Origin of the sequence: Bradyrhizobium sp. LTSP849 (genome assembly GCF_000938255.1) — a bacterium.
GTDB lineage: Bacteria > Pseudomonadota > Alphaproteobacteria > Rhizobiales > Xanthobacteraceae > Bradyrhizobium.
This window is the reverse complement of the sequence record NZ_JYMR01000013.1, coordinates 1-13240: the sequence shown is the minus strand read 5'-3', so window position 1 is coordinate 13240 and position 13240 is coordinate 1. Positions and strand designations below refer to the sequence as shown.

The window sequence follows — 13240 nt, the reverse complement described above, 5'->3', positions numbered from 1 at the left end:
CTGTTTCCGCGGAGGGATTCTGGATTGCTTCGCTTCGCTCGCAATGACGGGGAGAGGTCGCAGCCTACGCCGCCACGATCTCCTGGCGCTGCTCGCCGAGGCCCTCGATGCCGAGCGTGATGACGTCCCCGACATTGAGGAACGTCGGCGGCTTCATGCCGAGGCCGACGCCGGGCGGGGTGCCGGTGGTGATGATGTCGCCGGGCAGCAGCGTCATGAACTGCGAGACATAGGAGATGCACTTGGCCATCGAGAAGATCATGGTCTGGGTCGAGCCGGTCTGGCGGCGCTGACCGTTGACGTCGAGCCACATCGACAGGTTCTGCACGTCCTTGATCTCATCCTTGGTGGCGAGCCACGGGCCGACCGGGCCGAATGTGTCGTGCGACTTGCCCTTGGTCCACTGGCCCAGGCGCTCGGTCTGGAAGTTGCGCTCGGAGACGTCGTTGCAGACGCAATAGCCGGCGACGTAGTTCAGGGCGTCAGCCTCAGAGATGTATTTGGCGCGGGTACCGATGATGGCGGCGATCTCGACCTCCCAGTCGAGTTTGGTCGAGCCGCGCGGCTTCTCGACCACATCGTTCGGGCCGGACAGCGACGTGTTGGCCTTCATGAAGATGATCGGTTCGGTCGGGATCGCAGCGCCGGTTTCCTTGGCGTGGTCGCTGTAGTTGAGGCCGATGGCGACGAATTTCGAGATGCCGGTGACGGGCGCGCCGAACCGCGGCTTGCCGGAGACGGCGGGCAGCGACGCCGGGTCGATGGCGGCGAGCTTCTTCAGCGAGTCCGGCGAATAGGCCTCGCCGGTCAGGTCCTTCACATGCGCCGACAGGTCGCGCAACTGGCCGGATTTGTCGATCAGGCCGGGCTTTTCCGCACCCTTTTCGCCATAACGAACAAGCTTCATTCTCGTTTCTCCCTCAGATGGACCGATCGGTTAAATAGCTTCATGGAACAGCGCGGCGGGAAATTCAACCGCTCAAAAGGGGGCGCATTGCAGCCCCTCTTTGTAGGGTGGGCAAAGGCGCGGAGCGCCGTGCCCACCAATTCTTTTGATGGCCCGGCATGGTGGGCACGCTTCCGCCTTCGCTCTTCGAGCTACGGCGGACAAGTCGCTTTGCCCACCCTACGATTGCAGCGCCTCAAATCTGAACGCGTCTCCCTCTCGCCGGATATGCCCGGCCGAAAAATGCCCGCCGATCACCAGCGTCGGTGTGTCGGCAAATCGCCCGAACAATTCGCGCCGCGTCGCGGTTGATTGTGTCTGGTCGAAATCCGGCGTCGAAGACCAGTCGAGATGGGCCATCTGGCAGGGGTGATGGGCGACGTCGCCGGCGAGCAGCCCCTGTTCTCCCTCGGACCGGATCAGGACGCTCATGTGGCCGGCACTGTGGCCCGGGGTCGCGATCATGCTGATCTCCTCGCAGAGCCGATGATCGCTCGGGATCAGGTCGGCCCTGTCGGCATCGATGATCGGCTTCACGGAATCGTTGAACACCGCCTGCTTGTCCGGCGCGGTCGAATGGTCGCGCCAGTGCTCGTATTCGGTCCGGCCGAACACGTAGCGCGCCTTCGGGAAGGTCGGCACCCATTTGCCGTCGACGAGCTTCGTATTCCAGCCGACATGGTCGACATGAAGATGCGTGCACAGCACGGTGTCGATGCTGTCGGGCGGAAACCCCGCGGCACTCATGATCTCCAGGAACGGCGTGGTGCGGTTATTCCAGATCGGAACGCTGCGGCCTTGCTTGTCATTTCCGAGGCCGGTGTCGACCACGATCCGCTGCGAGGGCGTCTCCACCACCAGCGAGTGAATCGACATTTTCAGGCGGCCCTCTTCAGTCGCGAAATCCGGGATCAGCCAGGGCAGTTTCTGGATTTCGTCGTTGCTCGCCAAGGGCAGGACGAAACGGGTCGAGCCGACCGTCTCCAATTCCACCATCTTGGTGATTTTGACCCGGCCTACCTTCCACTGCATGCGGTGTGTCCCCATGTTCTCGTTTGGCGCCGAAACATGCGGGTTTCCGCCCGCAAGCGCAATGGATCATCTGTCGTGATCGTGCGTTATCGAAGGAACCCGTCAGGATCCAAAAGGGGGAGCCATGCCAGAGCTTTCAATTTCCGCCGAGAAGGTGACCTTCATCATTGAGAAGGCCCGCGAATTCGACGTCAAGGAAGCGGCGTCCGATACGGATTCGGGCTCCAACGCTACCGACGATGACGAGATCGACGTTCTCGAGGACACCAATTCCGATCCGGTCGCGAGCGAATTGACCGGCTTCATCGGGGCGATGAACGAGGACGAGCAGCTCGATCTGGTCACGCTGATGTGGCTCGGTCGCGGCGACGGCACGGTGGAGGAGTGGGACGATTTGCGCGCCCGCGCGATCGAGGCGCGCGCCGAGTACAAGAAGCCCAGGCATGAGACGGTGCAGTATCTGCTGGGCGAGCCGATGCTGGGCGATTTGCTGGCCGACGGCCTCGACGAACTCGGCATCGACTGGACCGACGAGCGGACCACGCCCGTCGTGTAGGCAGCTAGCGCGCGCAGTCGACGATCACGGTGCCGAGCTTGTCGCCCTTCTCGACGGCGAGGTGCGCCTGCGCCGTGTCCGACAGCGCAAACTGCGCCGCGACATTATGGATACGCGGCCCGGCCGCCAGCCATTTCGAGATGTCGGCCTGCGCCGCTGCAAGCAGCGCGGGCGGCAGCGCGAACAGCACCAGCGCGCGAAGCGCGATGCACTTCTCCATCAGCTCGCGCATCGGCAAATTCGGCGTGCGATTGCCGTTGGTGGCATAAACCGCGATGGTGGAGTTCATCGCCATCAGCTTCAGCGTGGTCGCGATGTTGCCGCCGAAATCGACGTCGACCACGCGGTCGACGCCGCGACCGCCAGTGAACGCCATCGCCTTCGCAACGACGTCCTCGTCTTTATAGTTGACCACGAGATCGGCGCCCGCACGTCGGGCCTGTTCGCCCTTCATCGCCGAACTCACGGTCGCAATCACCTGCGCGCCGCCCCATTTCGCGAGCTGCACGGCATAGTGCCCGACTGCGCCGGCGCCGCCGGTGACAAGCACGGTCTTGCCGACGATCGGCCCGTCTGCAAACAGGCCGCACCACGCCGTCATCGCGGGGATGCCGAGCGTCGCGCCTTCCGCGAAGGACAGATTGTCCGGCAGCGGCGTCACGAGCGCCTCTGCGAGCGCGATATATTCCGCCGCCGTGCCGAACGCGCGGCCGTTGCGCTGGCCGTTGAACAGCCAGACCCGGTCGCCGTTCTTGAACCGCGTCACGCCGTCGCCGATCTGGTCGACGAAGCCCGCGCCATCGCTGTTCGGGATGACGCGCTCGTAGTCCATCGCCCGGTAGCTGCCGCCGCGCCGGCCGACATCGGCCGGGTTGACACCGGAGGCTTCCAGGCGAATGCGAACTTCGCCTGGACCTGCGACCGGCGTCGGCATCTCACCATAGGTGAGGACGTCGACCGCCGGTCCCGTCTGTTCGTACCAGATCGCTCTCACAGCGTTCCGGGGAAGGCGCCGCCGTCGAGCAAAATGTTCTGCCCGGTGATGAAGCCGGCCTTGGCGCCGCACAGGAAGGCGCAGGCATAGCCGAACTCGTCGGGCTGGCCGAAGCGGCCGGCGGGGTTGAGTTTGGCGCGCTCGGTCAGGATCTGCTCCGCCGTGACGCCGCGCTTGTCGGCTTCGGCCTTCGCGGTGCCGGTCAGGCGATCGGTCTCGAACGGGCCCGGCAACAGGCCGTTGATGGTGACGTTGTTGATCACGGTCTTGCGCGACAGGCCGGCGATGAAACCGGTCAGGCCGGCACGCGCGCCGTTGGAGAGGCCGAGGATGTCGATCGGCGCCTTCACCGCCGCCGAGGTGATGTTGACGATGCGGCCGAACTTGCGCGCCATCATGCCGTCGACGGTCGACTTGATCAGCTCGATCGGGGTCAGCATGTTGGCGTCGATCGCCTTGATCCAGTCGTCGCGGGTCCAGTTGCGGAAATCGCCGGGCGGCGGGCCGCCGGCATTGTTGATCAGGATATCCGGCTCGGGGCAGGCCTTCAGCACGGCCTCGCGTCCCGCGGGCGTCGTGATGTCGCCGACGATCTCGGTGACCGTCACGGTCGGATAGGCCTTGCGGATGTCGTCGGCCGTCTTCTTCAACGCTTCGGCGCCGCGCGCGGTCAGCGTGACGTGAACGCCGGCTTCGGCCAGCGAGATGGCGCAGGCGCGCCCGAGGCCCTTGCTGGATGCGCAGACGATGGCGCGGCGACCTTTGATCCCAAGATCCACTGTTTCACTCCCGTAATGTCAGGCAGGTTTTAGAGGGCGGCACTCTAGCCAAGAGTGGCGCCGCTGATAAGGGACCGGCTCGCATCAAAATGCATGCACGCCCGCGCGGCGATGCAAATGTGCGGGCATGATCCGGACCCGAAGGGCGCGTTAGCGAAAAGTGTGCAGCGGTTTTCCGAAAAGATCATGCCCGGACAATGAGCTAGATGCGCCGTTCCTGCTTGAGGCGGTCGATCGCGGCGGCGGCCTCCGGCGGCAGCGATTTGAAGCCCATCTGGCCGACCGCCGAGAACAGCGGCCGCAGGCGCGAACCGGCGAGGAAGGGCGGCTGGTGGTTGGCCGGCACGATCTGGTCGAACACCAGCACCAGCGTGGTGGCGACAAGACCGACCCTGATCGCGCCGAGCGCGGCGCCGCCGAGGCGGTCACCGATGCCGGCGTGGCGGATGGTGTCATCCAGCACGAAGCGGCCGATATATCCGAGCAGCATGCCGACCACCAGGAAGATGCCGAAGAACCAGATCCAGTTCTGCAGCAGCGGTGCATTCGGATTGCCGGTAATTTGCGGCGCGATCATCGGCATCAGCGAAACCGCGATGGGGGCGGCGAGAAGATAGGCCAGAATGGTCATGGCGCTGCGCAACAGCCCGATCCTGAAACCGAAGATGACCGCAATCGCGAGTGCCGCATAGACCGCGAGATCGAAACTGTTCATGAGCGAGAGCCTGCCATGGAACGAATGAACGCCGAACCGATCGTTCCGGTTTCAGATCGCTAAAATCGTCTGTATTTTTTGGCTCCAGGGCGCGGGGATTGCGTCGACATCAGATCTATTCGACGCCGGTAAAGGAACTATCCTCAGTCGTCGTCCCGGCGAAGGCCGGGACCCATACCGCGTGATCTGTCGATGAATCGCAGGTGGCGGTACCGCGTAACGACTAGTCTTCGCCAAACTACTTCTTGTGGGTATGGGTCCCGGCCTTCGCCGGGACGACGACGTAGAGCGCCGCTTAGTTCGCCCGCACCTCCGCCCGGATCATGTCTGCGGCCTTCTCCCCGATCATGATGGTCGGCGCATTGGTGTTGCCGCCGATCAGTGTCGGCATGATCGAGGCGTCGACCACGCGCAAGCCGTCCATGCCGTGCACCTTCAGCGCCGGATCGACCACGGCCATCGCATCCGTTCCCATCTTGCAGGTGCCGACGGGGTGATAGACGGTGTCGACGCGCGCGCGCAGGATGGCGCGGATGTCGTCGTCCGTTCTCACATCGGACGTGAACATGTCCTTCTTCTGCAAGGCGCGCAGCGCAGGTGTCTCCATCAGCCGCCGTGTGGTCTTGAAGCCCGCGACCATCGTCTCGAGATCCTCCGCCTCGCCCAAAAAATTCGGATCGATCATAGGTGCAGCGAGCGGATCGGCGCTTTTCAGCCATATGCTGCCGCGGCTCTTCGGTCTGAGCAGGCAGACATGGCATGAGAAGCCTGCCTCCTTGTGCTTCTTGCGGCCGTGGTCGTCGAGCATCGCGATGACGAAGTGCAACTGAATATCGGATATTTCGAGATCGGGGCGGGTCTTCAGGAAGCCGCCGCACTCGGCAAAATTGGTGGTCATCAGGCCGCGTCGCTCCCTGCGGTAGCGCTGGATGGCGCGAAGCAGGGATGGCAATCGACCGATCGATGAGTGAACGAAGTGCGGATAGTCTGAGGCGTAGACGAACACGAAATCCGGATGGTCCTGCAGATTGCGCCCGACGCCCGGCAAATGATGCACGACGCCGATGCCATGCGCGCCAAGTGCGTCGCCATCGCCGATGCCCGACAGCATCAGCAATTGCGGTGACTGGAAGGCGCCGGAGGTGAGGATCACCTCGCGGCGGGCGCGCAGCTGCTTTGTCTGCTTGCCCTGTACATATTCGATGCCGACCGCGCGCCCGCCTTCGAACAGGATTTTCGTGGCCTGCGCACCCGTCTCGACGCGCAGATTCGCGCGCTTGTCCATGTGGGGTTGCAGATAGGCGCGTGCCGCGCTCCAGCGCTCGCCCTTGTGCTGCGTCACCTGGTAGCTGCCGAGCCCTTCGTGGTCCTCTTCATTGAAGTCCTCGCGGGTGCGGAACTGCGCCTCACGCGCGGCCTGATGGAAGACGTCATGGATCGGATTGTCCGAGCGCAGCCTGTTGACATGCAGCGGGCCGCCCTTGCCGTGATAGGCGCCGTCGAAATCGGTGTTGTTCTCCGAGCGCTTGAAATATGGCAGCACGTCGGCGTACGACCAGCCGGCATTGCCGAGCGAGGCCCAATGGTCGTAGTCCCATTTGTGGCCGCGGATGTAGACCATGGCGTTGATCGCCGAGGAACCGCCGAGGCCCTTGCCGCGCGGTTGATAGCCGATACGGCCGTTCAATCCCTTCTGCGGCACAGTGTCGAAGGCCCAGTTGGCCGCGCGATATGGCAGAGCGAGCCCGAACGGCGTGGTGATCCGCCAATTGTCGTTCCGTCCGCCGGCATCGAGCAGTGCCACGGACGTCGCCGCACCCTCCGACAGCCGTCCCGCCACCGCGCAGCCGCCCGAGCCCGCGCCCACGACGACGAAATCGAATGTGTCAGTCACTGATATTTCCCCCCCCAATTTTCTTTTCGTTGAAACCTACGACATGAACCGCATCATCTTCTCCAGCCGCGCGATCTTGCCGCCATAGGGCGGATAGAGGTCGGCGAGGCGATTGAACTTCGAGCGGTAGAACACCGGCTTCAGCTTGCTGAACGTGCGAAAACCCCATTCGCCGTGATAGGCACCGGTGCCGGATGCGCCGACGCCGCCCATCGGCTGGTTGGTCTGCGCGAAGTGGAACAGGCAGTCGTTGATCGTGACGCCGCCGGAGACGGTGCGCGCCAGCACCTCGTCGCGCGCGCTGCCGTCCTTGCCGAACCAGTAGAGCGCCAGCGGCCGGTCGCGCGCGTTGATGAAGGCGATCGCATCAGCCGGCTCGCGATAGCCCAGCACCGGGAGCACCGGCCCAAAGATCTCCTCCTGCATCACCGCCATGTCTTCGGTCGCGCCTACGATCAGCGTCGGCGGGAATTTGCGATGCGCCTTCCAGTTGGGATCGTCGGCCTTCGCCGGTTGCAGGATCTTTGCGCCGCGCTGTGCCGCATCCGCGACGAGATTTTCCAACCGCGCATAATGCCGGTCGGAGATCACAGAGGTGTAGTCCTTGTTGGCGGGATCGGTGCCGAACATTCGGCGCATCTGCGCGCGCACTTTTTCGGCGAAGGCCTGCAACGAGCGCTCCGGCACCAGCACATAGTCCGGCGCGATGCAGGTCTGCCCGGCATTGAGCAATTTGCCATAGGCGATGCGCTCGGCCGCCTCCTCGAGATCGGCGGAGGCGTCGATGATCGCCGGCGACTTGCCGCCGAGCTCGAGCGTCACCGGCGTGAGATTACGCCCCGCGGCCTCCGCGACCAGCCGTCCGACCCGGGTCGAGCCGGTGAACACGAGGTGATCGAACGGCAGTGACGCAAAGGCCTTTGCGATCTCGTCCTCGATGCCGCTGACGAGCAGCTCCGCGGCGTCGAACCTCTCGGCGACCGTCTCCTTCAGCAGCGCGGAAAAATGCGGCACCAGCTCGCTCGGCTTGATGATGACACGGTTGCCGGCGGCGATCGCCCCGATCGCAGGCGCAAGCGTGAGCTGGAGCGGATAATTCCAGGGCGCGATGATGCCGACGACGCCGAGCGGCTGCGGCATCAGCCGGTTGCGCGCGGGCAAGAATTGCAGCGCGGTCGCGACGCGCTGCGGCGCCATCCAGGTCTTCAGGTGCTTGGTCGCATGCCGGATCTCGGAGAACACCAGCATCATCTCGGCAATGGTGGTCTCGACCGCCGAGCGATGGCCGAAATCGACCGAGATCGCCTGCCGGAAGCGCTCTTCATTGTCGGCGACGACGGCGCGCAGGCGCGCCAGCCGATCGAGGCGCTCGGTCAGCGCCGCGGCCGGCTCAGCCCGCGACCGCGCGACCATGGCATGGAAGGCGCCCTCAAGTGACCGCAGCGGGGCGCTCGTCAGGGATTGGTCCAAGATCTTGTCCATGGCCTTCCTCCCCAAGATGGCGTTTCGCCCTGAGTTTTGTTGCCGCAAGCTGGCCCTTTGTGGAACTTCTGGCAAGTGCGTGCCAAACCGGCCGAAATTCGGTCCATCGGCCTGTCATAAAGTCGAAAAAAACGTCCCCGCAGCCCTTTCCAAAGGCAGCCCGGGTTGGTACATACCGCCCGCACCCAACGGGCTTTGCCCCGGGGTTGCCTTCCAAGGAAGCCTTTGGGACGGGAGAAGCAAGCCACGCGAACAGCGTCGGCCCCGATCCATCGTCCCCGGCATTTAAGCGAAGGCAAAGCAACGGTTTAACGCGGGGTGGAGCAGCCCGGTAGCTCGTCAGGCTCATAACCTGAAGGTCATAGGTTCAAATCCTATCCCCGCAACCAAATTTGGAATGATCGGTTCCGATACGAAAATGGCCCGCTTGACGCGGGCCATTTTTGTTTTGGCGGAAGCGGGCAGGCCGACTGTCTTCCGCCAAGCGAGCCTTCTGTTAATGCGGCCGTCCCGGACAGGTAAGTCAGGCGCACGCGGCGGCGCAGAAGACACCGCACCCGGAGAACAATTCAACGAAGGTTGGGCTTAGAGACGTCAGGCCTGGCTATCGGAAGGTGGATCGAGCTTGGCGACGGCGGTCTCCAGTGTCTTGGTGCAGCGGATCAGGTCGGTGAGAAGTTTCTCGTCGATCTCCAGGCGGCCTTGGTATTCGGCGAGGTTTCGTTCGTTATGAGCTTTGAGAAGTATTTGCACGTCGGCCGCGTTCGTGCCGAGCGTATGAACAAGCGTCTGAAAAACGGTGATCCGGTTTTCCGACCGATAACCCTCGCGCCGCAAGGCGGCCAAGGCCAGCCGGTGTGCTGCGCCATAAGCCAGATCAAAGCGGCTGTCGGAATCGAGGTCTTCGTTTTGCGCGTCTTTCAAGCGACTGCGTGCGGCGGTGAGCATCCCCTGATATTCGCTTTGGGTAGGCGGCTCGGCCTTGAGCCGCTCGATCTTCACGAGATTGTCGAGTGCAGCTTTGCTCATGTGTACAGATTGTCCTTAGAGCCAAAAAGGAACATCATCGGACGAGCACCAAGCTTTTGAATGAACGAGCCGTCCGTTGATGATCGGCGCTGCCACTCGTCTGTCGACAGGAAAGTAGGATTGATCTTTCGTAGCAGGCGATCCTCGGCATGTTGGAAGGCCGTGTAGAGGTCGGAGTAATTCAGGTCGTCTCCGATCACCATGACGTCGATATCGCTTTGCGCGGTATCCGTGCCATTGGCAACGGAGCCATAGACAAACGCAGTCTTGATCTTGTCTGCGTAGGGCTCAAGAGCATTTCTCAGAGGCTCACGTAGGGCCACTGTCTTTAGCACGAGACCCTGCAACTCTTCGAAGATCGGTGAATGCCGATTGGCGCGGTAGTGCTTTTGGTTTCCGATGTGCTCGACTGAAACAAGCCCGCTACGTTGGAGGCGAGAGAGTTCGCGTTCGACGGCACCGCTGCCGGATTCAACCGTTCGGATGATCTCCGAGGTGTAGAAGCTACGATCAGGATGCGCGAAAATGAGACCCAGCACGCGTTGCTGGACCTTTGAAAACAGCGCACTCGATAGATTGATGGCTTCCATAGTCGTACCCATATCGGGGAATATACTACCCAAATTGGGGAAAAACAATTAACTCGACCGATAGTTGAGTAAATTCAGTATATTAGGCCCCCATGAATTACCCTCGCGACCATCACTATGTTCCGCAATTCTATCTGCGGAACTTCGCTTGTGACCCGGAAAGGAGAAAGATCAGGACACTCGCGAAGAATGGTGAGTACGCAATTTGGGCGGAGCGCTCGATCGGTCCGACAAGCCGATCCTTTATGCCTTGGTGCGACATCTTGAGGCGCGGACACCCCATTACTTGGAGACACAGTTGGAGCTTGCCCAGCTTGCCGCTCAGCCCGACAGCGAGATTCCGTTTACGGACGAGGAGAGGGAACACTACGCCGAGATGCGGGCGAACCCGGCGCTCGGCAAGGAAGTTTTCAACTATATGTCGGCTTCAGTGGAATGGTCCGAGGCAGCCTATCGCGGTGCTGGCGTAAGCATAGTTCGGACCGCCAAGCCCGTGCGGACTTCGACCACCCCCGTTAAGACAATCCGGTCTCCCGCGCGGTACGGTTACCGCTGCCGGGCACGGTGCCGTTTACGTACAACCTCGCCGTCAATCCAACGACCATCGTGAATCTTGTCCTGGGCGACTTTGACGACGCATTTCTCAATGTCCTGCAAGGTGAGGATTTTCGGCTCGGTATGAATCGTCTCCCTCCGGCGAGGGCCGCCTTGTTGGATTAGTCCAATTGGTGCGTAACAGTCCTTATGGACAGCCATAAGCGCAGTACTCAGCTTGAACGGCTTGAGGTGGTCGAGACTGGTCGCCGGCGACGCTGGTCGGATGACGAAAAGCTGCGGATCGTGACCGAAAGCTTTCAAGCGCCGCGCGCGATATCGTCGACAGCAAGACGCCATGGCATATCACGTTCGTTGCTGATGACATGGCGGCGCTCGTTCGGTCCCGAGCCGATCAGCCCTCAAAGCGAGCAATCCGGCTTTGCGCGGGTCGTCCTTGCCGCTGAGGTCGAGCCGGCGGTTGCTGCCACAGCGACGAGCGGGCAGATGGTGATCGTCGTTGGCCGGGATCGTCGGGTGATTGTCGATGCGGGCGTCGATGCGGCCGCCCTGGCGCGGGTGCTGCAGGTTCTGGAGCGTCGATGATCCCAGTCTCTTCGAGCGCACGCATCTGGATTGCGACCGGCTACACTGACATGCGCAAGGGCATGCAGGGTTTGTCATTATTGGTGCAGGAAAGCCTTGGTCGCGATCCGTTCGCCGGAGATGTCTTCGTGTTCCGCGGACGCGGCGGTTCGCTGATCAAGGCCTTGTGGCACGATGGAATTGGATTGTCGCTCTACGCGAAGCGGTTGGACCGTGGCCGTTTTGTCTGGCCGGCGACGGTGGGCGGTGTGGTGGGGCTGAGCGCGGCGCAGATGAGTTATCTGCTGGAGGCGATCGACTGGCGCAATCCGCAGCACACGTGGCGGCCACAGAGCGCAGGATAGGCTCAAAAAAGTTCTGAGGTGCGGAAGAAAAGACGCCTCAAATCGCCTCTTTTGTGATTCCATCGGGGCCATGGGTGACGGCCTTGAATCGCTGCCAGACGACATCGAAACGCTGCAAGCGGCATTGATCGTTGCTCGGGCGGAGGCTGCGGCCGCCCGTGCCCGGCAGTCCGACGACCAGGCGTTGATCGCCCATCTGAAGCTGCAGATCGAGAAACTCAACCGCGACCGCCATGGTCCGCGCTCGGAGCGTACCGCGCGGCTATTGGATCAGCTTGAACTGACGCTGGAGGAGCTGGAGAGTTCGGCGACGGAGGACGAACTCGCCGCCGAAATGGCCGCGGCCAAAACCACGAAGGTGGCGTCGTTCACGCGCAAGCGGCCGTCACGCCAGCCGTTCCCGGAGCATCTACCTCGCGAGCGGGTGATCGTGCCGGGACCTGTGGCGTGCGCCTGCTGTGGCGGCGCGCGGCTGTCCAAGCTCGGCGAGGACATCACCGAGACGCTGGAGGTGATCCCGAAATCCTGGAAAGTGATCCAGCACGTCCGCGAGAAGTTTACTTGCCGTGATTGCGAGAAGATCAGCCAGGCTCCGGCGCCGTTCCATGTGCTTGCCCGCGGCTGGGCGGGGCCAAGCCTGCTGGCGATGGTGCTGTTCGAGAAGTTTGGTCAACATCAGCCGCTGAACCGGCAAGCGGAGCGCTATGCCAAGGAGGGCGTGCCGATCAGTCTGTCGACCCTGGCCGACCAGGTCGGCGGCTGCACCGCGGCGCTGGCACCTTTGTTCAAGCGCCTCGAGGCCTACGTACTGAGCGCCGAGCGATTGCACGGGGACGACACCACGGTTCCGGTCCTGGCCAAAGGCAAGACCGACACCGGCCGGATCTGGGTCTATGTGCGCGACGACAAGCCTTTTGGAGGGCAGGCCCCGCCGGGCGCGGTGTTCTATTACTCGCGCGATCGGGCCGGCGAGCATCCCCAGGCTCACTTGGCCAACTACAGCGGAATCTTCCAGGCCGATGCCTATGGCGGCTATGGCAGGCTTTACGAACCGGGCCGCAACGCAGGTCCGATCCTGGAAGCCGCGTGCTGGGTCCATGCCCGGCGGCCGTTCTTCGTGATGGCTGATCTGGCCGAGAATGCGCGTCGCAAGGCTCAGGGCAAGAGGCCGGCAGTGATCTCGCCGCTGGCGCTGGAAACAGTCCGCCGGATCGACGCCCTGTTCGAGATCGAGCGGACCATCAACGGTCAGAGCGCCGAAAGGCGCCAGGCAGTTCGCCGGGAACTCAGCGCGCCGCTCGTGGCCGATCTGGAAGCCTGGATGCGCACACAACGCGCCAAGCTCTCGCGCAGCAACGATGTCGCCAAGGCCATGGACTACATGCTCAAGCGCTGGAGCGCATTTACCCGCTTCCTCGATGACGGCCGCATCTGCCTGTCCAACAATGCGGCGGAGCGTGGCGTGCGCGGCATCGCTTTAGGTCGGAAGTCGTGGTTGTTCTGCGGCTCGGATCGCGGCGGCGAGCGGGCGGCGGTGATGTACAGCCTGATCGTCACCGCCAAGATGAACGACGTCGATCCGCAAGCCTGGCTCGCCGACGTTCTGGCGCGCATCGCCGAGCATCCCGTCCAAAGGCTCGACGAACTGCTGCCATGGAATTGGCGCTCTGCCATCCGGAACGTTGATCAAGCCGCCTGAGCCGAAAATGACCCGCGCGCGGTCTTCGCCGGATGCTTAC

13 protein-coding genes and 1 tRNA gene are annotated in these 13240 nt (G+C 62.8%); 5 read left to right on the top strand and 9 right to left on the bottom strand.

Annotated elements, in window-relative coordinates; all coding sequences use genetic code 11:
- Positions 1–64: 64 nt before the first annotated feature.
- Together UB31_RS11070 and UB31_RS11065 are read right to left on the bottom strand one after the other, a co-directional pair.
- Positions 65–907, bottom strand: coding sequence for a fumarylacetoacetate hydrolase family protein (locus UB31_RS11070; RefSeq protein WP_045005542.1), 843 nt, complete (start codon positions 905–907; stop codon positions 65–67).
- 219 nt (positions 908–1126) lie between these two features.
- Entirely contained in the window at positions 1127–1978 is an 852-nt protein-coding gene (locus UB31_RS11065; protein ID WP_045010915.1) for an MBL fold metallo-hydrolase, read from the bottom strand.
- A gap of 124 nt (positions 1979–2102) precedes the next feature.
- Between UB31_RS11065 and UB31_RS11060 the strand changes: the two genes are divergently transcribed.
- On the top strand, positions 2103–2534 hold the full coding sequence (locus tag UB31_RS11060) for a DUF3775 domain-containing protein (RefSeq protein WP_045010914.1): 432 nt from the start codon (positions 2103–2105) through the stop codon (positions 2532–2534).
- A gap of 4 nt (positions 2535–2538) precedes the next feature.
- Here the strand turns inward: UB31_RS11060 and UB31_RS11055 are convergent, their stop codons facing one another.
- The 5 genes from UB31_RS11055 to UB31_RS11035 form a co-directional block, all read right to left on the bottom strand.
- Positions 2539–3528 carry an NADPH:quinone reductase gene (locus UB31_RS11055; RefSeq protein ID WP_045010913.1) on the bottom strand — a complete coding sequence of 330 codons (990 nt, stop codon included), beginning with the start codon at positions 3526–3528 and terminating at the stop codon, positions 2539–2541.
- Entirely contained in the window at positions 3525–4307 is a 783-nt protein-coding gene (locus tag UB31_RS11050; protein ID WP_045005535.1) for an SDR family oxidoreductase, read from the bottom strand. The genes UB31_RS11055 and UB31_RS11050 overlap by 4 nt, the downstream gene beginning before the upstream one ends.
- 202 nt (positions 4308–4509) lie before the next feature.
- Positions 4510–5022 carry a CvpA family protein gene (locus tag UB31_RS11045; RefSeq protein WP_045005534.1) on the bottom strand — a complete coding sequence of 171 codons (513 nt, stop codon included), beginning with the start codon at positions 5020–5022 and terminating at the stop codon, positions 4510–4512.
- A gap of 295 nt (positions 5023–5317) precedes the next feature.
- Positions 5318–6916: a GMC family oxidoreductase gene (locus tag UB31_RS11040; RefSeq protein WP_045010912.1), complete on the bottom strand. Its 1599-nt coding sequence runs from the start codon at positions 6914–6916 to the stop codon at positions 5318–5320.
- A gap of 36 nt (positions 6917–6952) precedes the next feature.
- Entirely contained in the window at positions 6953–8398 is a 1446-nt protein-coding gene (locus UB31_RS11035) for a coniferyl aldehyde dehydrogenase (RefSeq protein WP_045010911.1), read from the bottom strand.
- A gap of 312 nt (positions 8399–8710) precedes the next feature.
- Between UB31_RS11035 and UB31_RS11030 the strand changes: the two genes are divergently transcribed.
- Positions 8711–8787: transfer RNA gene (locus UB31_RS11030), tRNA-Met, on the top strand.
- Positions 8788–8992: 205 nt separating this feature from the next.
- Here UB31_RS11030 and UB31_RS11025 read toward each other — a convergent pair.
- A complete protein-coding gene (locus UB31_RS11025; protein ID WP_045005529.1) occupies positions 8993–9427 on the bottom strand; it encodes a hypothetical protein in 435 nt (144 codons plus the stop codon).
- The gene (locus UB31_RS11020) at positions 9424–10017 is read right to left on the bottom strand and encodes a nucleotidyltransferase domain-containing protein (RefSeq protein WP_245305976.1); all 594 of its coding nucleotides are present in this window, start codon (positions 10015–10017) and stop codon (positions 9424–9426) included. Before UB31_RS11020 ends, UB31_RS11025 begins: the two co-directional genes overlap by 4 nt.
- A gap of 744 nt (positions 10018–10761) precedes the next feature.
- On the opposite strand from UB31_RS11020, the gene tnpA reads away from it, so the two are divergent.
- The 3 genes from tnpA (at position 10762) to tnpC (ending at position 13200) form a co-directional block, all read left to right on the top strand.
- The gene (gene tnpA, locus UB31_RS11010) at positions 10762–11157 is read left to right on the top strand and encodes an IS66-like element accessory protein TnpA (RefSeq protein WP_044999804.1); all 396 of its coding nucleotides are present in this window, start codon (positions 10762–10764) and stop codon (positions 11155–11157) included.
- Positions 11154–11501 carry an IS66 family insertion sequence element accessory protein TnpB gene (gene tnpB / locus UB31_RS11005; RefSeq protein ID WP_044999806.1) on the top strand — a complete coding sequence of 116 codons (348 nt, stop codon included), beginning with the start codon at positions 11154–11156 and terminating at the stop codon, positions 11499–11501. Before tnpA ends, tnpB begins: the two co-directional genes overlap by 4 nt.
- A gap of 70 nt (positions 11502–11571) precedes the next feature.
- Positions 11572–13200, top strand: coding sequence for an IS66 family transposase (gene tnpC / locus UB31_RS11000; RefSeq protein WP_044999807.1), 1629 nt, complete (start codon positions 11572–11574; stop codon positions 13198–13200).
- Positions 13201–13240: the final 40 nt, after the last annotated feature.